The organism is Streptococcus sanguinis, from assembly GCF_008329445.1.
GTDB classification, from domain to species: Bacteria; Bacillota; Bacilli; order Lactobacillales; family Streptococcaceae; genus Streptococcus; species Streptococcus sanguinis_O.
Genome location: NZ_VIBR01000002.1, coordinates 85,403 through 103,875, shown reverse-complemented (window position 1 = coordinate 103,875; position 18,473 = coordinate 85,403). Strand labels below are relative to the sequence as shown.

Sequence of the window (18,473 nt, the reverse complement as noted above, 5' to 3'; positions counted from 1 at the left end):
TATTATTGGGTCTTCCAACTTTCATAAACTATTGTTAAAATTTAAAGTAGTTCCAATGTGCATTTAATCGAACATCATTCCAACTTTTTGTTGAACTTGACATTGCCCATCCATATTTTTGAGAATCAGATGACTTAACAGTTCCCCAAAGATTAGTTATCGAAGATTTTGAACCAATATTATTCGGAGATTTAACATAGTAATTAGAATAACTATAGTTATCATTCACACCATAATTCCATTCATCAATAATTTGAAATATTTAGAACATTGAACTCACTCCCCTTCTATCCTATCCACCTTAACTCCACGGCCACCACCATGGGAGTGCATTTACAAGCATTATTAGCGTCATTGCCAATAAAATAGAATTGTATTTCACTTTCTTCATTTTTGCCCTCCTTTTTATTTCATGATATACTATTTTAAAATATTTTTTCAAAATGTAGCTTTTAGTAACATTTTAAAAAGGAGTTCTTATGCGCTGGGATTATGGAAAAATCTATAAAGAAATTAGGAAATCAAAAAGGTTGACTCAAGAAGAAATTTGTGGAGATTTTTTAGCTCGCTCAACTTTGGCACGAATTGAAAGCGGGCAAGTCGTGCCAAAGTTCGATACCATGATTTTTTTACTTCGCCAGATAGATATGACACTAGAAGAATTTAAATACATTTGTGATTATTATCAACCTAGTCAACGGCAGAAAATTTTAAATTCTCTTTATAACCAAGGTGAGTCTATTGTAGGGACGAAAGGTTTGTTACAATTGAAGAGAGAATGCGAGGCATATCTATATAAACATTCCGATATTCCGATTAAACATGCTTTAGATAGCATCAATATTACTATTCATCTGAGACAAAATGGCATTTCTGAGACAAAAGAAATTAATGCTACTACCAATAAAATTTGGGCGTATTTAGAGAAACAGGATACTTGGTATGAAAGTGACTTTCGACTTCTTTCTACTATCCTTTATTTCTTCCCTTTAGAAAATATCAAACAATTTACCCAAAAGATTTTAAATAGCATAAAAAAATACCAATCATTTCGCTATGGGAATAATCTACATATCGGACTCTTAGTCAACCTTTCTACTATCTATCTTTATAATGGATTAAAGAGAGAATGCGCTGACATTACTAAGTACATTTACGATTTGTCAAAAAAAGAAAAACGTTATGATTCCCTCGGGCTTTCACAGATTCGACTTGGAATTTGCAAAAATGATAACGAATTAATAAAAAAAGGGATTGCTCTACTACAACTTACCGATGAAAAAGAGCTAGTAAAATCTCTAAAAGAAGAAATTGAAAAATACCGTTGAGAATCTTTCTCAAACGGTATTTCTATGTGGATTAAAGTCACAATCATTTTCATGATCATTGATAAGGCCAGCGGCTTCTAGGAATGAATAGACACAAACGGGACCGACAAATTTGAAGCCCTGCTTTTTCAGCGCCTTGGACATGCTTTCTGACAGCTCTGTCTTAGCTGGCGCTTCCTTGTAGTTCGTAATTTGATTGTCAATCGTTTTGAAATCTACAAAGGACCAGACAAAGTCATTAAAAGAGCCAAACTGCTTTTGAACAGCCAAAAAAGCTTGGGCATTAGCCCTAGTTGCATAAATCTTCATCTTGTTACGGATGATGTCGGGATTATCCAACAAACCATCCAGATCTGCATCTGTCATCTGAGCAATTTTCTGGGCATCATAGAAATGAAAAGCTTCCCGAAAAGCCTGACGTTTATTCAGAATGGTCTCCCAAGAAAGTCCAGCCTGATAGGTCTCCATGCAGAGCAATTCAAATAATTTCTGATTATCATGGAGGGGTTTGCCCCACTCCTCATCATGATAGGCTACATACAAGGAGTTGTTCATTTTTACCCAGCCGCATCGTTTGGTCATAACTTTCTCCTATTTCACCAACATCTTAAGGGCTGACTTGATATAGTTTTCTGCTGTATCCGTCGTTCCTTCAAAGAATTTCTTGATTTTCTTGAGCTCAGCAGCTTTGTAGCCCAGAGCCAGCATGGCTTCCATGGCTTCTTCCAGCTCCTGATTATCCACAGTCTGGACAGGTGCCTTGCTTTCTGCCAGACCATCCGCCGCCACTACCTTGCCTTCCAAGTCCAGCACCATCTGCTGGGCTGTTTTCTTGCCAATTTTAGGAAACTTGGTCAGGTAGGTGATATTTTTCTGCTCAATGGCTTGCACTAAGCCAGCATTATCATCCGCCGCAATAATTGCCAGGGCAGACACTGGGCCGATACCTGAGACTGAAATCAAGCTGAGAAAGAGTTGCTTCTCCTCCTCAGTCGCAAAACCGTACAGGAGCTCCGCGTCTTCCCTCACCACCTGGTGCACATAGACCTTAGCTTCCTGATGAAGACGCCCTGAGTATGCATAGGGGTTGGCCACATGAAGAATATAGCCGATAGAGTTGACTTCCAATACGATGTACTTGGCTGTAATTTTACTGATGATTCCTTTAAAATATTCGTACATAATCTTCCTTCTTTTTGTATCATTTTGCCTATCTAGTATATCATATTTTCTGTCTGGAAACTGCAAATAGAAGTGCAACCAGCGGTTGACAAAATGTACAGGAAGCTGTATTCTCAAGATAAATAAAAGCTGTTAGGATAGAGATAGAAAAAAAGGAGGCTGTGATGATGAAACTCGCTGATAAATTATTTGAACTAAGAAAAGAAAAAGGCTGGTCACAAGAAAAGCTGGCAGAACAAATCAATGTCTCTCGCCAAAGCATTTCCAAGTGGGAATCTGGCCAAGCACTGCCAGAGCTGGAAAAAATTGTAGAGCTGAGCAAGATTTTCCAGGTGACGACAGATTATCTGCTTTTAGAAGAAAGTGACAAACCAGAAATAAAACCTGTCCTCTCAGAAGACGAAAAAGATCGCTACTATAAGGAAGTGAAATCTTATGGTTTCTGGCAGGTTCTGTATATTTTTATATCAGCTCTGGCTATTTTTCTCTTCTTCGCAGGTTCCAGCTTTCCAGCAACATTCACTGCCCTGGTCTGGTTGACTTTCTTCCTCTTAATCGCATCAGCAATGGCTATTAACAAGGCACTAAAGATTAAGAAAAAGTATCTGGACAAGGTTATAGGCCTTGATGATTCTGAGAAAGAAGGTGCTCAAGATGAAACTAAAAACTGACAATCCCATACCTGTCAAAACTCGTCTGAAAGAGCTGCTTGGAGACTGGCTCTTCATCTCATTCTATCTCATTTCTCTTTTTTTACTAGCTATGGGCTTTTACAATCTGGTTCTAGGAGGCATTCCTTCATTCACTGAAGCTCAGAGCCAACTTCTGGCTTTTTCTAGCTCCGTCCTGCCTCTAACTATCATCTTTGCTTGGCTAGACTATCGAAAAGGAAGTCTTGGCAAGCGTTGGGCAGGTTTACAGTTGGTTTACAAACATAGGAGCCTTTCCCACAGCCTTTTGCGCTCTGCTATCAAATTTTTCCCTTGGCAGCTGGGACATATGGGAGCTATCCGTAGTGCTTATCAAGCAGATGCCCTGTCAATTTTCTTGTCAACTTCAGCAGGGATTCTCTTCTTGATCTTTCTGCTGATGGGACTGCTTCGCAAGGACAAACGCCATCCAGCTGATTTGCTTGCTAGAACACAAGTTCAGGTCAAACATCAAAAACAGCTCTAGTTCTATGACTAGGGCTGCTTTATCTTCTATAAAGTTTAGTATTTCCCTAACTCCCGCAGGCTAGTATGATTTTCCTGAATGCGGCGGAACATTTTTTCCATATCCGACTTGGTAAAGTTGACCAAGACCGGCCGGCCGTGTGGGCAGTTGTAAGGATTGTCACACTGGGATAGCTGAAAGAACAAGTCACGCGCAGAGTAGTCATCCAGACTGTGATTGGCCTTGATGGAGCGTTTGCAGCTCATCATAATGGCCAGCTCTGCTCGATATTTCTTGATGGAAACTTCCTTGGTCAGGAGAAGCATATCACACATCTCATAGATACCTGCTTCAATCTCCTCTTCCTTGAACCAAATGGGATGCTCACGGAGGATAAACTGATTGGCTCCGTACTCTTCTAAAAAGATGCCAGCATCTTCTAACAGCTCCATCCGCTGCTTGATTCGCAGCATATCGTCTGCTGGAAATTCAAAAATATAGGGCACTAAGAGCTGCTGCTGGCTATTGTCCACATCCCCAATCTTCTCTCGATAATACTCATACTTGACCCGCTCTTGGGCAGCATGCTGGTCAATAATGTAAAGACCGCCCTTGCCCTGAGCAAAGAGATAGGTACCATGCATCTGGCCAAAATATTCTAACTCTGGGAAACTTGATTTCTCTTCCTGTTCCAACTTATCCACAGCCCGCTCCAGACTGGCTTGGTCTAGCTCTGGATGGTCTAGTTGGTCATAGCTAACTGGCCTTCTCTCTGCAAATTTGACCGAAGTCGGTTGCGGTTCTGCTTTTTCGTCAGTATTTGCCTGAAAAGGCTTTGCTGACTCTTCGAAGGATAACTGCTGCTCTGCCACCTGTGGCTTGAGGAAGAAGTCATTCTGCTCTTTATCGTAGTAGAGGCGATTTTCTTTCAGCGGAAGACTAGTCTGTTCGGGCTTAGTCGCACGCTTAACAGTTGATTTGGCTAGATTTTCCAAAGCATCCGGGATAAGGTCTTGCTCCTTGAGACTGGTCGCAATGGCTTGCGAAATCAAGGCCATGAGTTCCCGCTCTTTAGAAATCCGCACCTCTTGCTTGGTCGGATGGACATTGACATCGGCCAGATAGGGGTCAATCTGAATATTGATGACCGCTAGTGGAAAGCGGCCTACCATCAGCTTGCTACCGTAGCCGTCTAAAATAGCACGATTAAGCAGGAAATTCTTAATGTAGCGGCCATTGATGAGGATCGTAATATAATTGCGGTTCGCACGAGTCAACTCAGGCAGACTGACATAGCCGCTCACCTCAAAGTCCAAATCTGAAGCAGAGATTTCCACCATTTTCTTGGCTGTTGCCAGACCATAGATTCCTGCAATAGCCTGACGCAGATTACCACTGCCGGCAGTCCGTGTCATTTCGCGGCCGTCACTGATAAGGGTGAAAGCCACTTCCGGATGGGCCAGACTAAGCCGATTAATCACATCAACGATATGGGAAAGCTCTGCCTGCTGGCTCTTCATATACTTGAGCCGGGCTGGAGTATTAAAGAAGAGATCTTCTATCTTGATTTTCGTTCCTACCGGACTGCTGGTAGGCTCATGCTCTTCGATCTCGCCACCCTGGGCAACCAGCAGAGTCCCGTGCTGGCCGGCTTCCGTCGCTGTCTCAATAGTAAAACGCGAGACAGAAGCAATGGAAGGAATGGCCTCACCACGGAAACCCAATGTCCGAATCCGAAAGAGATCCGCCTGCTTCTTGATTTTACTGGTAGCATGGCGGCGAAGGGCCAGAGGAACATCTTCGTGGTCTATACCCTCGCCATTATCCGTCACCTGAATGCTCTTGAGTCCCGCTTCTTCGATTTCGATGGTAATCTGGCTGGCACCCGCATCAATTGAATTTTCCACTAGCTCCTTGACCACGCTGCTAGGCCGCTCAATGACTTCACCGGCCGCAATCTGATTGGCTAGAATTTCTGGAAGTTCGATAATTTTTGACATCTTTTTCTCCGTATTTGTTCTGCTATCTATTATAACACATTGGGCTCTTTCTATCAGAAGGCAGCCTTTTCTCAACCACTCTGCTCACAAGACAAACCAGATAGACACAAATAGCTGCCACATAGACAAAAGGGCTTGTTTTCGCTGCCAAGTTGCGGTTTAATAAAGGTGAAAGGAGGAAGTTATGAAAGTTAAGCTAAGAATCGATTCTCAAGTCGCCGAAGACTCCGTCAGCATTGAAGCTCGTCTCATGACTGAAAGCATTCAGGAATTGGTCCACTTTGCTCAACATCTAGGCAAAGAAGACAAGATTCATGTCAAGAAAGAAGACAACATCTATCTGCTGGACGCTAAGGAAATCCACCGAGTCTATACAGAAAATCGTTATATTCAGGTCCGAACAGCAAAAGACGGCTATCGAGCTCAACAAGCTCTTTATCAGTTGCTGCAGATCCTTCCGGACTATTTTCTGCAGATTTCTCAGTCGGAAATTATCAACAGCCGACAAATCAGCCACCTCAAGCTGACTCCAAATGGCCTGATTCAAATATTTCTGAAAAACGGTGATCAGACATACTCGTCCCGCCGTTATCTCAAATCCATTAAAGAAAGGTTGCAATTATGAAAACTCGTCTTAAAGAACTCTTTTTCGGAGGGATTGGAGGGATTTTCATCGGTCTCTTCTTCTCCATGATTGTTTCTTATTTTTACAATCCAGCTTATCTACCGCTTCATCCTCGCTCTCCTATCGGCCACTTCTTTTTGAGCCAGCATGTCCATGTTTCCCTTATCATGCTCTACTGCATGCTTATCTGGTTTATCATGGGAGCTATTTTCAGATGGAGTGGAAGCTTCTTCCAAAGAGACTGGAGCATCCTGCGCTCCGTCGTTAGCCACTTTGGCGTGATGATTCTGACCTTTGCACTTTTGGCTAATCTAGCTGGATTTTTTCCAAGAGAAAAAATACTCAGCCTGACACTGACTGCCGTCGGGGAATTCACCCTCATCTATCTAATCATTTCAGGTGCCATCTACTACCGCACTTACCGCAACATTCAAAAAATCAATAGCGGTTTGTCTAGAAAATCGTGAGAAACAAAAAGAACAGACTTGAGGCATTAACAAGTCTGTTCTTTGTTTTTACAACTTCTTCTTGAGCTCGGCCACTGCTGCCATGACTTCCAGGGGAGTCATATTGTAGATGTCCAAGTCTCGTAGTTCAGTCAGGACTGGATTTTCCGTTCCTTCTGCAAAAAGAGACATCTGCTCCGCCACTTGCGACTGCTTCGGTCTGGATGCAGTAGGAAGCTCTGAGCCTAGTCCTGTATCCTGACTCTCCAAATGACTCAAAATGCTATCCGCCCGCTCCAGTAATTTCTCAGGAAGTCCGGCAATTTTAGCCACATGGATCCCGTAGGACTTGTCAGCCGGACCCGGCTCAATCTTATGCAGGAAAGTCACCTGCCCGTCCTTCTCCAAGGTTGCCACATGGACATTTTCCAAATGCTCCAAGCTATTCTCCAAAGCTGTCAGCTCATGATAGTGGGTGGCAAAGAGGGTCTTGGCTCCAGTATAATGATGAATATGCTCAATAATAGCCTGAGCCAGCGCCATCCCATCGTAAGTCGCCGTCCCACGGCCCAGCTCATCAAAGAGAATGAGCGAACGCTCGCTGGCCTGTCGAATGGCCCGATTGGCCTCCATCATCTCCACCATAAAGGTGGACTGGCCAGATACCAGATCATCCGCTGCGCCGATGCGAGTGAAAATCGCATCAAATATTGGCAGACTGGCAGACTGAGCGGGCACATAAGAGCCCATCTGTGCCATAATGACGATGATAGCCAGCTGACGCATATAAGTCGATTTCCCGCTCATATTCGGCCCGGTAATCAGCTGGATGTCCGTTTCCTGGTCCAGCAGAATACTATTTGGAATGTAGCTTTGGGCTCCCATGACCTTTTCCACAACGGCATGCCGGCCTTTTTCAATCTGCAGACAGCGCTCTGCAGTAAAGACGGGGCGCACCAAATGTAGTTGCTCTGCTACCGCAGCAAAGCTCTGCAGGACATCTACAGCTGCCAGCGTTTGTGCCAAGGCCTGCAAGCGCTGGATGTATTTGCCAGCTTCCTCGCGAATCCGCATGAAAATCTCGTATTCCAAATTAGCAGATTTTTCACGCGCCTCCAACATCTCTCCCTCAATCCGGGCCAGCTCCTCCGTTCCGAAACGCTCCGAATTTTTCAGGGTCGCCTTGCGGAAGAAATGACTAGGCACATGAGCCAGCTGGGAATTGGTCACGTGGAAATAGTAACCATCTTTTTTGTTGTAATCAATCTTCAGATTGCTGATGCCGCTATTAGCACGTTCTTTGACTTCCAGCTCCGCAATCCATCCGGTCCCATCCCTCAGCACAAGCCGATACTGATCCAAGGTCTCATCAAAACCGGTCCTAATAATATTGCCCTCAGTGATGATATGGGGCGCATCCGGCGAAATAGCTGAGCTAATCAAGCCTGCCAACTCTGGAATAGGATCCAAGCCCTCAATCAAACGAGCTAGATGCGGGCTACCGATTCCTTGCAATATAGCCTTAATCTGAGGCACATTGCCCAATGTTGCTGCCAACTGCAGCAGATCCTTGGGATTGGTCTTGCCAAAAGACACCCGACTAGCCAGCCGCTCGATATCATAGACTCCCTTGAGGCTCTCCGTCAAATCACTCCGCTCAAAGAAATGATCCAGAAAAACCTCGACGACATTCTGCCGCTGGCTAATTCGCGCTTCATCAATCAGCGGCCGCTGGATCCAAGAGCGCAGCATGCGGCCCCCCATGGCCGTCTTAGTCTCGTCCATCAGCCAATAAAGACTGCCGTGCTTCTTGCCCGAACGAGCATTTTCTGTCAAATCCAGACTTGCCTTGGTGGCATAGTCCATTTGCAGAAAGTCCTTGATTTCATAATGCTGAGCCTTCTTCAAATGGCTGAGCTCCCTCATCTGGGTCCGGTGCACATACTCAAGCAATTTCCCCGCTGCCTGACGTTCCATCGGAGACAACTCCTCGCCCAGCAGCTGGACATCGTCCAAGGCCGTCTGTACATAGGACAGTAAAAGGTTCATCTGCCCAGCCAAGACCTGCTCCTCAGCTTCTGGCAAGGCATAGCCCAGCACCACTTCCCTAGCCTTCAAATTGCGAATTTCCCCGCAGACCAAGGCAAAGTCCTCTAGACTGGTCACCTGAAACTCACCGGTCACCAAATCCATATAAGCCAGACCATAGAGGCCATCTGAGTAATCCAGAGCCACCAGAAAGTTATTCGCAGAGTCCGGCTTACTGGAGTCCACCACCGTCCCCGGAGTGATAACCTGAACAACCTCCCGCTTAACAACTCCCTTGGCTTCCTTGGGATCTTCCATCTGCTCCGCAATCGCTACCTTATAGCCTGACTCGACCAAAACATCAATATACTGCTGTGCCGAATGATAAGGAACTCCGGCCATGGGAATGGGATTTTCTGCATTTTTATTTCGGCTAGTGAGAGAAATCTCTAAAATCTGGGCGGCATTGACCGCATCATCATAAAACAACTCATAGAAATCCCCCATCCGAAAGAGCAAGAAAGCATCTGGATAGTCCTTTTTGATATCCAAATACTGCTGCATGCCTGGCGATAACTTTTCTACTGCCATCTCTATCCTTTCTAAAAACAAACGAGGTCAGGACATCCGTCTCAAACCTCTCCATTTTTCCTGAAAAAACTGTGACTCTTACATCACTTCCTGTATTTGCTCTTCAATCTCCTGAGCAGCTGCCTGATCCCGGCAAACCACTAAAAGAGTATTGGCACCCGCAACGGTTCCCAGAATACGGCTATCGAACGAGTTATCCACGACATTGGCCAGCACTGTGGCCTCTCCTAGGCCAGTGCGAAGAACCAGACTAAACTCTGCTCTGGCCACACTCTCCACATGCTTGGCTAAAAATTCTATAAAATCAATCTCTTCAGTCTCATGCGCCAAAACGTAATAAGTCAGGCCCTTCTTCTTAACCTTGGTCAGACCAATTTCACGAAGGTCACGCGACAGCGTAGTCTGCGTCACATAAATGCCTTGCGCTTCCAGACGATCCTGAATCTCCTTTTGCGTTCCTAGCTTTTCCTCCTTAATCATCGTTTTGACTAACTGATGACGGTCATTCTTTCTCATTTTTACCTCATTATTGAATATTTAGAAGCTGCATTCATGAAGGGCACTTCATCCGATCAAAGGCTGCTTCTCCATCAATCTAGGCAAAGATTTGCAGGAATACTGAGAATAAACAAAAAACTTTAACGAAGAGTGACAGGTAAGGAAGCATTTAGATGAAAAGTTCATCTATAAATACAGGTTCTTATCCCTCTTATTATATCAGAAAAATTCCTATTAGCCCAAAAATTATTCCCAAAAAAATTGAAGATTCCTTGAAAAATGTGATAAAATAATAACAAAAGACACAAAGGAGCAAATATGGATAACAAACAGTTGATTGCCGGCGAATTGGCCAAGGTTATTGCCAGCCTTGATCAAGACGCTATTTTAAATTTATTGGAGCAGCCAAAGAGCTCTGAACTTGGCGATATCGCCTTCCCAGCCTTTTCTCTGGCAAAGACTGAGCGCAAAGCTCCTCAAATCATCGCTGCTGACATCGCTGAAAAGATTGATACAGCGCATTTTGATAAAGTCGTTGCGACTGGCCCTTATGTCAACTTTTTCCTCAGCAAGGCTGAAATTTCTGGCCAAGTTATCAAAGAAATCATCAAAGACGGAGCTGACTACGGCCAACAGAATGAAGGAAATGGGGAAAATATCACCATCGACCTGTCCAGTCCAAACATTGCCAAGCCTTTCTCAGTCGGCCACTTGCGCTCTACTGTTATCGGTGATGCTCTTTCCAACATCTTCCGCAAGATTGGCTACAATACCATCAAAATCAACCACTTGGGAGACTGGGGCAAACAGTTTGGTCTCTTGATGGTAGCTTATAAGAAGTGGGGAAGTCAGGAAGCTGTTGAAGCTAACCCTATTGACGAGCTTCTCAAACTCTACGTGCGTATCAATGCCGAGATTGAAAATGACCCATCTCTGGATGAAGAAGGCCGCCTTTGGTTCAAGAAGTTGGAAGATGGCGACCCAGAAGCAACTGAGCTCTGGCAATGGTTCCGCGACGAAAGTCTGACAGAATTCAACCGTATCTACGAACTCCTAGGTGTCGAATTTGACAGCTTAAACGGTGAAGCCTTCTACAACGATAAGATGGACGAAGGGATTCAAATCCTCGAAGAAAAAGGGCTTTTACAGGAGTCAAAAGGAGCTAGCATTGTAGACTTGGAAGACTTTAACCTTCCGCCTGCTATGATTAAAAAATCAGACGGTGCTACCCTCTACATCACACGTGATATCGCAACAGCTATCTACCGGGCTCGCACTTACAACTTTGTCAAAAATGTCTATGTTGTAGGTCAAGAGCAGGCCAACCACTTCAGACAGCTCAAGGCCGTTCTGAAAAAGATGGGCTTTGACTGGAGCGATGACATGATTCACGTTGACTTCGGGCTGGTGACTAAGAACCGTCAAAAACTGTCTACACGTAAAGGAAACATCATCCTCCTCGAACCAACTCTGCTGGAAGCTATCAGCCGGGCTAAGAGCCAGATTGAAGCTAAAAACCCAGATTTGGAAAATAAGGACGCTGTTGCTCGCGCAGTTGGGGTCGGAGCAGTTAAGTTCTACGACCTCAAAACTGACCGCCGCAATGGTTACGACTTTGATCTGGAAGCTATGGTTTCTTTCGAGGGAGAAACAGGTCCTTACATCCAGTATGCTTATGCTCGTATCCAGTCTATCCTGCGCAAGGCTAACTTCCAGCCAGATGCAGAGGCTACGTACAGCCTGAATGATCCAGAAAGCTGGGAAATTATCAAGTTGCTCCAAGACTTCGGCCGTGTTGTCAAGCGTGCTGCTGACAACTATGAGCCATCTTTGATTGCCAAATACGCTATCAGTCTGGCTCAAGCCTTTAACAAATACTATGCGCACACTCGGATTCTGGATGAAAGCCCTGAGCGCGACAGCCGTCTGGCTCTCAGCTACTCAACAGCTGTTGTCCTCAAAGAAGCTTTGCGCCTGCTGGGAGTAGAAGCACCAGAAAAGATGTAAGCTTGATTTAGAACATCAAAAAACGAAAACCTCACTGGTTTTCGTTTTTTTCAATATGATAGAGCTCCTCAATAATCCCCGCAACCTTCTTAATGTCTCCCAACATGCCACGCATTTCAAAATCGGCCAAAACCGGAAATCCGAAGCGCTCTGAATATTGCTTGGCGGTCAAACAATACTGATTGTTAAAGTTACGATTGCCGCTGCCAATGACCCCCAGACACTTGCTGGCATTCTGACCGTAGGCGATAAAATCCCCTACATCGGTTGTCAGAATTTCTACATCGCCATTGTCCACACCATTGCCACCCTCCAGATAAGTTGGCAGAAAAGCGATAAAAGGATTGTCCATTTCAAAAAAGGGCTGCCCTTCCTTTACTAGGTCTTTGATATGAATCTTCTCTACCTCTAGGCTTGGATGCTGCTCCAGCAAATAGTCTGTCAGCCGTCGGACAAAACTCTCTGTATTGCCGCTCAAGCTGATGTAAATCAAGGAAACTTTTGTCATTTTATTCTCCATTCTAAAAAATAACAGATATTGCTTCTTAAAATTGTAAGCACTTATCTGTTATTTGTCAAATTTTATTCCTTTGCAGCTAGTTCTGCTTTTTCAGCCTCTTTTTGCTGCTGGATTAGCTTAAAGACGACGATGGAAAGATAAATTAAACTGATAATAAAGCCCAGCACTGTTCCTAAAAGAAGACTGTTTGAATGCGTTGCAATGTTCTCAGGGCTTGTAAATACCTTGCCAACAATCCCTTTCGATGAAATATAGACGTAAACTTGAGATAACAAACTGATTAGTATATAAACGATATAGCTAATATTAGCCATCTGCAGATTTTTTCTAACCAAAAAGACGATAGATGCTATTAACAGAGCCGTCATAACGAAAAAAATCAGCATATTCATTCCATTGCGAAGAAATTCAAAATAAAGTTTATTAAACTGATTTGTCTGATCACTCAACTCTTTTGAGAAACCGATTTGTGTATAATCTACCTCAGAAAACTTGGAGAAAAAACGACTCCATACTCCCAGTAAAGTTCCGATTGCTGACAATCCCAGCAAAATATAAAGATAAATTGGTTTCTTTTTCATGAACGCCTCCTGTAAAGAAATATTTTCACTTATTATACACCGAAAAGGAAAAGCTGACAAGGCCGATTGACTTACACCTTTTCAGAAACTCTCACAATAGCTAAATCCTTATTCATTTCTTCGACTAAAAAATCAAAGCCGAAACACTGCTGTCTCGGCTTTTTTGATTTAAAGAATATTAGCTGTTCAAGTGCCATACTTCTTCTTCGTATTGAGCGATAGTACGGTCAGATGAGAAGAAGCCAGCTTTGGCGATATTGACGATGACTTTGTCCATCCAAGCATCGCGGTCTTCATAGTCAGCCAGCATGCGCTCTTTGACTTGGATATAGTCTTCTAGATCCAGCAGGGTCATGAACCAGTCCTTGCTGATCAGTTCATTGTAAAGACGTTCCAAGCGTTCAGCTTTACCAACTGCCAATACTTCATCGCTGACGATAAAGTCAACCAATGGCTTGATAGCTTCACGTGCATAGTACTCACTAGATTTGTAAGCAGATTTTGCGTAGAGGTCAATAACAGTCTCAGAATCTTCACCGAAGATGTAGATGTTGTCTTCGCCGACCAACTCTGCAATCTCAACGTTCGCTCCATCCATAGTACCAAGTGTCAAAGCACCGTTAAGCATGAACTTCATGTTACCAGTACCAGATGCTTCCTTAGAGGCCAGGGAAATCTGCTCAGAAATGTCACCAGCTGCAATCAAGAAGCTAGACGCTGTAACATTGTAGTTTTCTACCATAACTACTTGCAAGTGTGGAGCCACTTGAGGGTCATTAACAATCACTTCTGACAAGCAAAGGATGAGGTGGATGATGTCCTGTGCAATCGTGTAAGCAGGGGCAGCCTTACCACCGAAGAAGACAGTGATTGGACGAGCAGGGATGTTGCCAGCCTTGATGTCCAGATACTTGTGGATAACGTACAGAGCGTTCATTTGTTGGCGCTTGTACTCATGCAGACGCTTGATTTGGATATCAAAGATAGAGTCTGGATTGATTTCCACACCTTGTGCTTCCTTCAAGTGACGAGCCAATTTACGTTTGTTGTGAGCCTTGATGCCTTCCAATTTTTCTTTAACATTTGCAGCGCCAGTGAATTCCAACAAGCCTTCAAGCTTAGTTGCGTCATGGTGCCAGTCGCGGCCCAGCAACTCATCCAGATAATGAGACAGACGTGGGTTGGCATGCATGAGCCAGCGGCGGAAAGTAATACCGTTGGTCTTGTTATTGAATTTCTCAGGATAGATATCGTAGAAGGCTTTGAGCTCAGAGTTTTTCAGGATTTCTGTATGCAGAGCAGCAACCCCATTAACACTGTATCCGTAGTGGATATCCATGTGAGCCATGTGCACACGATCATCCTCATCAATGATTTGCACTGCTGGATCTGCGTATTTAGCCTTAACGCGCTTGTCAAGCTCTTTGATGATTGGCACCAGGTGCGGTACTACTTCTTTCAAGAATTCCAGAGGCCATTTTTCAAGAGCTTCTGCCAGAATTGTGTGGTTCGTATAAGCAGTCATCTTCTGTACGATGGCAATTGCTTCATCCAGATCCAAACCACGCTCTGTCAAGAGACGAATCATTTCTGGGATAACCAGAGATGGGTGGGTATCATTGATTTGGATGACAGCATAGTCTGCCAAGTCGTGCAGGTTGCTGCCTTTTTCAATCGCTTCGTCAATAATCAGCTGAGCACCATTTGAAACCATGAAGTACTGCTGGAAGATACGGAGCAATTCCCCTCGCTTGTCACTATCATCTGGATAGAGGAAGAGGGTCAAGTTGCGAGCGATATCTGTCTTATCAAAGTCAATACCGTCTGTGATGATATCCGCATCCACTGAGTCCAAATCAAAGAGACGAAGACGGTTCTTAGTTTCTGTCTTGTAACCTGGCACATCAATATCATAAAGAGTAGATGTCAGGGTGAAGTGAGCAAATGGCACTTGGTAGCTGCGGCTAGAGCGAACCAACCAGTTTTGCTCAGTCAGCCAGAAGTTAGGAATCGTTGTCTGTTCGTTGTTTTTCAAAACCTGTTGGAAAAGACCAAAGTGGTAGTTCAGTCCTACACCATCACCATTGAGACCCAATGTCGCAATAGAGTCCAGGAAGCAGGCAGCCAGACGGCCCAAGCCTCCGTTACCCAGAGACGGCTCCAACTCAACTTCTTCTACCTCGATCAAGTCTTTACCGGCATCTGCCAGTTCTTGCTTCACATCATCGTAAAGTCCAAGGTTGATCAAGTTGTTAGACAAGAGTTTACCAATCAGAAATTCAGCTGAGATGTAGTAGAGTTTTTTCTTACCAGTGTTGACTGGCTTTTGAGCGCTGGCTAATTTAGTGTAGTTCAAAAGAGCCAGGTAGAGTTCTTCGTTGCTGCAATCAGCAAGATTTTTTGAATAAGTATTTTTGATATAAGTTTGTAAGTTTGACATGATTAATCCCTCCAAGTCTAATTAGCTATTCTTTATTTGTTAATTAAATCGGTATTCATACGACGGTATGTCTTGGTCAAGCTGTAAAGCTCACCTTCGACAATTGGATTCAGCTCTTCAGCTGTCATCCGCCAAGTCCAGTTGCCACCAATTGTGGATGGATAATTCATCCGTGCTGCACTGTCTAATTCCAGCAAATCTTGCATGGTCGCAATGGCCATAAAGCTGACTGAAGCAAAGATCGTGCGCAGCATTGCATGAGGTACTGTTTCGTACTCCTTACGGTTAGTGTACTGAGCCATGTACTGGCGAGTAGCGTCGTCAATCTCATCCTTGTACCAGCCCAGAACAGTATTGTTATCATGGGTTCCGGTATACATGACTGAATTGTTTGGCGCCAGATGCGGGCTGTCGATGCTTTCATCATCAGGATTGAAGGCGAATTGCAAGATCTTCATTCCTGGGAAACCAGTGCGCTCGCGCAGCTCGATCACTTCGTCCGTCATAAAGCCCAGGTCTTCTGCGATGATATTCAAATCACCCAAGGCTTCCTTAACCGCTGCAAAGAGCTTGTAGTCTGGTCCTTTGACCCACTTACCAGAAGCAGATGTTTCTGAGCCAGCAGGTACTTCCCAGTAAGACTCAAAGCCGCGGAAGTGGTCGATACGGACAATGTCGTAAATCTTGAAGCTTTCACGCAGACGCTCAATCCACCAAGCATAGCCATCTTTGTCCATAGCTTCCCAGTCATAGATAGGATTGCCCCAAAGCTGGCCAGTTTCTGAAAATTCATCTGGCGGACATCCTGCCACACAAGTCGGTTTACCAACAGCATCTGTCTTAAAGAAGTGCGGCTGTGCCCACACATCAGCACTATCAGCTGCCACATAGATAGGCATATCACCGACAATCTCGATATGATGTTCATTAGCATAGGCTTTTAATCTTAACCACTGCTTAAAGAAGAGATACTGAGTTACACGATGGTAGGTCAGCTTGTCAGCCAGCTTCTCACGATAAGAAGCGAGACTAGCAGCGTCACGGCGACGGATCGCTTCATCCGGCCACTCTGTCCAAGCTAGATTATCAAAATGCTCCTTGATAGCCATGTACTCAGCGAAAACTTCCAGCCAAGCTGCATTTTGCTCTACAAAGCTCTCATAGTCAGACAGATCATCTGCTTTCAAGAAACGAGCTACTGCTTTTTCCATGATTGGACGGCGAGCATCAAAAATCTTTGCATAATCTACTTTTTTAGGATCATCTCCGAAATCAGCTCCCTTAACATCCGCCTCATCCAGCAAACCCTCTTCTATCAGAATATCAAAATCGATAAAGTAGGTATTCCCCGCAAAAGCAGAGAAAGACTGATAAGGAGAATCACCATAACTGGTCGTTCCCAGTGGCAAAATCTGCCAATAGCGCTGCTTGGTGCGAACCAAGAAGTCTACAAAATCATAAGCACTTTGGCCAAAAGATCCGATACCGTACTTGCCCGGAAGGGATGAAATGTGCATGAGCACACCGCTTTGACGTTTTTTCATTTTGTCACCTCGTTATTTTTCCTCTACGCCTTTTCATTTTTACTTAATGCAAACGTTTGCGTCGACTTGATTATAACCTATTTTTTTTTTTAGTGCAAGGGGTTTTTGAGATTTTTTTCAATTTATTGGTTAATGGATATAATGCTCTTTTAGGACTCTCTTACAGCCCCAATTATTTGCCGTTTTTCTCTTCTTGCAAGCGTTCTCTTTTTGTGTTAAAATGTTCTTACAAATAGAAAACGTTTGCGTTTGTGGAGAATCCGCCTCATACTTGCTTTTTTGACCACAATAGTCAGGCAAAACCACTGTCGCTGCTAGCTATTTTTGGCACAGGTTTGCATGACTCTTAGAAAGCAAGTGCTTCTACTAGTAGGTTTAAAATAGTTGATGTTATAGAAAGGATTTCCAGCAAATGCAGGCCTTTAGGAGGTTTTTATGCGAGTTACTATCAAAGAAGTCGCAAAACTAGCAGGCGTCTCACCCTCTACTGTGACCCGCGTCGTGCAAAACAAATCAACCATTAGTGAAGAAACCAAAAAACGGGTCCGTGCTGCTATGAAGGAGCTGGACTATCATCCCAATCTCAATGCCAGAAGTCTGGTCAGCCAGTCCAGCCAGGTCATCGGCTTGGTTCTGCCGGACGACTCAGATGTCTTCTATCAAAACCCTTTTTTCCCAACTGTATTACGGGGGATTTCTCAGATCGCTTCTGACTATGACTATGCCATCCAGATCAGCACAGGGCAAGATGAAGAGCATCGCTTGGAAAATCTGAAGCAGATGATCTTGGGCAAGCGAGTAGATGGACTGATTTTCCTTTATTCTAAGCAGGACGATCCTTTGGTCGACTTTGCAGTTAGGAACAACTTCCCCTTCCTCATCCTAGGGAAAGCTGTCTCACCTTTCATCTCTCTGGTGGACAATGACAATATCAAGGCCGGCTATGACGCGACCAGATATTTCCTTGACAAGGGCTATCGGAAAATTGCCTTTCTAGCCGGGAATAAGGAGCTGGTCGTTTCCCAGGATCGTTACACAGGCTACAAGCAAGCTCTGAATGAAGCAGACCGACCTTTGGATGAACGCATTATCAAATTTGCCTTCGGTTTCCTTCTGGAAGATAATAGTTACAAGATTATGGAGGAGCTGCCGCTGGATGAGATTGAAGCTATCGTGACCTCTGATACCTTGGTAGCAGAAGGTGCCCTGCACTATCTTAAAGATCAGGACTACCAGATTCCCATTATCACCTTTGACTCTCTCAAACCGCGCATTGATGTGGATGCTTATATCGATATCAATGCCCTCGAGCTTGGGAAAGAGTCTTTCCGGACCCTCTTCCAAATCATCAAGGACAATAAAGAGGACAAGCAAATCTGCTATCGCCAGTTGATCCCGCATAGCATCAGCACTCGCTAATCCGAGTGCTTTTGCTCATTTATCAACGATTCACATATCGGCCTTGTCCCAACCCAGGGCAGAGCCTGAACTCAAAACAATTACCCGAAGAGAAACTGACAAAGAAAGA

At 44.3% G+C, this 18,473-nt stretch carries 18 protein-coding genes; 7 read left to right on the top strand and 11 right to left on the bottom strand.

The annotated features are described in order from the left end of the window. Positions 1-34 precede the first annotated feature (34 nt). Positions 35-262 (bottom strand): hypothetical protein, encoded by a 228-nt coding sequence (locus tag FKX92_RS12190; RefSeq protein ID WP_392392044.1) that lies wholly within the window; start codon positions 260-262, stop codon positions 35-37. Positions 263-479: 217 nt separating this feature from the next. On the opposite strand from FKX92_RS12190, the gene FKX92_RS05450 reads away from it, so the two are divergent. Beyond that, positions 480-1,328, top strand: a complete 849-nt coding sequence (locus FKX92_RS05450; protein ID WP_149565749.1) for a helix-turn-helix domain-containing protein — start codon at positions 480-482, stop codon at positions 1,326-1,328. A 9-nt stretch (positions 1,329-1,337) separates the two neighbouring features. Here FKX92_RS05450 and FKX92_RS05445 read toward each other — a convergent pair whose 3' ends face one another. Next, positions 1,338-1,910 carry a DNA-3-methyladenine glycosylase I gene (locus FKX92_RS05445; protein WP_111675155.1) on the bottom strand — a complete coding sequence of 191 codons (573 nt, stop codon included), beginning with the start codon at positions 1,908-1,910 and terminating at the stop codon, positions 1,338-1,340. A 9-nt stretch (positions 1,911-1,919) separates the two neighbouring features. Continuing rightward, entirely contained in the window at positions 1,920-2,510 is a 591-nt protein-coding gene (gene ruvA / locus FKX92_RS05440) for a Holliday junction branch migration protein RuvA (RefSeq protein WP_009660167.1), read from the bottom strand. 167 nt (positions 2,511-2,677) lie between these two features. On the opposite strand from ruvA, the gene FKX92_RS05435 reads away from it, so the two are divergent. Next, entirely contained in the window at positions 2,678-3,181 is a 504-nt protein-coding gene (locus tag FKX92_RS05435; protein ID WP_004185136.1) for a helix-turn-helix domain-containing protein, read from the top strand. Continuing rightward, on the top strand, positions 3,165-3,686 hold the full coding sequence (locus tag FKX92_RS05430; RefSeq protein WP_168956407.1) for an RDD family protein: 522 nt from the start codon (positions 3,165-3,167) through the stop codon (positions 3,684-3,686). The genes FKX92_RS05435 and FKX92_RS05430 overlap by 17 nt, the downstream gene beginning before the upstream one ends. A gap of 35 nt (positions 3,687-3,721) precedes the next feature. Here FKX92_RS05430 and mutL read toward each other — a convergent pair whose 3' ends face one another. After that, on the bottom strand, positions 3,722-5,665 hold the full coding sequence (gene mutL, locus FKX92_RS05425; protein ID WP_149565748.1) for a DNA mismatch repair endonuclease MutL: 1,944 nt from the start codon (positions 5,663-5,665) through the stop codon (positions 3,722-3,724). Positions 5,666-5,849: 184 nt separating this feature from the next. Between mutL and FKX92_RS05420 the strand changes: the two genes are divergently transcribed. Both FKX92_RS05420 and FKX92_RS05415 read left to right on the top strand, forming a co-directional pair. Then, the gene (locus tag FKX92_RS05420; protein ID WP_002922700.1) at positions 5,850-6,290 is read left to right on the top strand and encodes a LytTR family DNA-binding domain-containing protein; all 441 of its coding nucleotides are present in this window, start codon (positions 5,850-5,852) and stop codon (positions 6,288-6,290) included. Continuing rightward, the gene (locus FKX92_RS05415) at positions 6,287-6,757 is read left to right on the top strand and encodes a DUF3021 family protein (protein WP_002908482.1); all 471 of its coding nucleotides are present in this window, start codon (positions 6,287-6,289) and stop codon (positions 6,755-6,757) included. The genes FKX92_RS05420 and FKX92_RS05415 overlap by 4 nt, the downstream gene beginning before the upstream one ends. Before the next feature lie 48 nt (positions 6,758-6,805). On the opposite strand, the gene mutS is transcribed toward FKX92_RS05415, so the two are convergent. Both mutS and argR read right to left on the bottom strand, forming a co-directional pair. Further along, positions 6,806-9,355 carry a DNA mismatch repair protein MutS gene (mutS, locus tag FKX92_RS05410; protein WP_149565747.1) on the bottom strand — a complete coding sequence of 850 codons (2,550 nt, stop codon included), beginning with the start codon at positions 9,353-9,355 and terminating at the stop codon, positions 6,806-6,808. 78 nt (positions 9,356-9,433) lie between these two features. Further along, a complete protein-coding gene (gene argR, locus FKX92_RS05405; RefSeq protein WP_002894105.1) occupies positions 9,434-9,871 on the bottom strand; it encodes an arginine repressor in 438 nt (145 codons plus the stop codon). Between the two features lie 300 nt (positions 9,872-10,171). Between argR and argS the strand changes: the two genes are divergently transcribed. After that, entirely contained in the window at positions 10,172-11,860 is a 1,689-nt protein-coding gene (gene argS, locus FKX92_RS05400) for an arginine--tRNA ligase (RefSeq protein ID WP_149565746.1), read from the top strand. A gap of 31 nt (positions 11,861-11,891) precedes the next feature. On the opposite strand, the gene nrdI is transcribed toward argS, so the two are convergent. The 5 genes from nrdI to malQ form a co-directional block, all read right to left on the bottom strand. Continuing rightward, positions 11,892-12,380 carry a class Ib ribonucleoside-diphosphate reductase assembly flavoprotein NrdI gene (gene nrdI / locus FKX92_RS05395; protein ID WP_149565745.1) on the bottom strand — a complete coding sequence of 163 codons (489 nt, stop codon included), beginning with the start codon at positions 12,378-12,380 and terminating at the stop codon, positions 11,892-11,894. 62 nt (positions 12,381-12,442) lie between these two features. Then, the gene (locus FKX92_RS05390) at positions 12,443-12,961 is read right to left on the bottom strand and encodes an ABC transporter permease (protein WP_149565744.1); all 519 of its coding nucleotides are present in this window, start codon (positions 12,959-12,961) and stop codon (positions 12,443-12,445) included. A 71-nt stretch (positions 12,962-13,032) separates the two neighbouring features. Continuing rightward, the gene (locus FKX92_RS12150; protein WP_262405244.1) at positions 13,033-13,158 is read right to left on the bottom strand and encodes a hypothetical protein; all 126 of its coding nucleotides are present in this window, start codon (positions 13,156-13,158) and stop codon (positions 13,033-13,035) included. Further along, positions 13,140-15,401 (bottom strand): glycogen/starch/alpha-glucan family phosphorylase, encoded by a 2,262-nt coding sequence (gene glgP / locus FKX92_RS05385; protein WP_149565743.1) that lies wholly within the window; start codon positions 15,399-15,401, stop codon positions 13,140-13,142. Before glgP ends, FKX92_RS12150 begins: the two co-directional genes overlap by 19 nt. A 32-nt stretch (positions 15,402-15,433) precedes the next feature. Beyond that, a complete protein-coding gene (malQ, locus tag FKX92_RS05380) occupies positions 15,434-16,945 on the bottom strand; it encodes a 4-alpha-glucanotransferase (protein WP_002905581.1) in 1,512 nt (503 codons plus the stop codon). Between the two features lie 435 nt (positions 16,946-17,380). Between malQ and FKX92_RS05375 the strand changes: the two genes are divergently transcribed. Beyond that, on the top strand, positions 17,381-18,364 hold the full coding sequence (locus FKX92_RS05375) for a LacI family DNA-binding transcriptional regulator (protein ID WP_149565742.1): 984 nt from the start codon (positions 17,381-17,383) through the stop codon (positions 18,362-18,364). The last annotated feature ends 109 nt before the right edge of the window (positions 18,365-18,473 follow it).

Excerpts from the sequence above, each read along its gene's own strand:
- argR (WP_002894105.1), bottom strand. The coding sequence starts at position 9,871 with ATGAGAAAGAATGACCGTCATCAGTTAGTCAAAACGATGATTAAGGAG.
- FKX92_RS05435 (WP_004185136.1), top strand. The coding sequence starts at position 2,678 with ATGAAACTCGCTGATAAATTATTTGAACTAAGAAAAGAAAAAGGCTGG.
- argS (WP_149565746.1), top strand. The coding sequence starts at position 10,172 with ATGGATAACAAACAGTTGATTGCCGGCGAATTGGCCAAGGTTATTGCC.
- nrdI (WP_149565745.1), bottom strand. The coding sequence starts at position 12,380 with ATGGAGAATAAAATGACAAAAGTTTCCTTGATTTACATCAGCTTGAGC.
- ruvA (WP_009660167.1), bottom strand. The coding sequence starts at position 2,510 with ATGTACGAATATTTTAAAGGAATCATCAGTAAAATTACAGCCAAGTAC.
- FKX92_RS05415 (WP_002908482.1), top strand. The coding sequence starts at position 6,287 with ATGAAAACTCGTCTTAAAGAACTCTTTTTCGGAGGGATTGGAGGGATT.
- malQ (WP_002905581.1), bottom strand. The coding sequence starts at position 16,945 with ATGAAAAAACGTCAAAGCGGTGTGCTCATGCACATTTCATCCCTTCCG.
- mutS (WP_149565747.1), bottom strand. The coding sequence starts at position 9,355 with ATGGCAGTAGAAAAGTTATCGCCAGGCATGCAGCAGTATTTGGATATC.
- FKX92_RS05420 (WP_002922700.1), top strand. The coding sequence starts at position 5,850 with ATGAAAGTTAAGCTAAGAATCGATTCTCAAGTCGCCGAAGACTCCGTC.
- FKX92_RS12150 (WP_262405244.1), bottom strand. The coding sequence starts at position 13,158 with ATGGCACTTGAACAGCTAATATTCTTTAAATCAAAAAAGCCGAGACAG.
- FKX92_RS05430 (WP_168956407.1), top strand. The coding sequence starts at position 3,165 with ATGAAACTAAAAACTGACAATCCCATACCTGTCAAAACTCGTCTGAAA.
- mutL (WP_149565748.1), bottom strand. The coding sequence starts at position 5,665 with ATGTCAAAAATTATCGAACTTCCAGAAATTCTAGCCAATCAGATTGCG.
- FKX92_RS05375 (WP_149565742.1), top strand. The coding sequence starts at position 17,381 with ATGCGAGTTACTATCAAAGAAGTCGCAAAACTAGCAGGCGTCTCACCC.
- FKX92_RS05390 (WP_149565744.1), bottom strand. The coding sequence starts at position 12,961 with ATGAAAAAGAAACCAATTTATCTTTATATTTTGCTGGGATTGTCAGCA.
- FKX92_RS05450 (WP_149565749.1), top strand. The coding sequence starts at position 480 with ATGCGCTGGGATTATGGAAAAATCTATAAAGAAATTAGGAAATCAAAA.
- FKX92_RS05445 (WP_111675155.1), bottom strand. The coding sequence starts at position 1,910 with ATGACCAAACGATGCGGCTGGGTAAAAATGAACAACTCCTTGTATGTA.
- glgP (WP_149565743.1), bottom strand. The coding sequence starts at position 15,401 with ATGTCAAACTTACAAACTTATATCAAAAATACTTATTCAAAAAATCTT.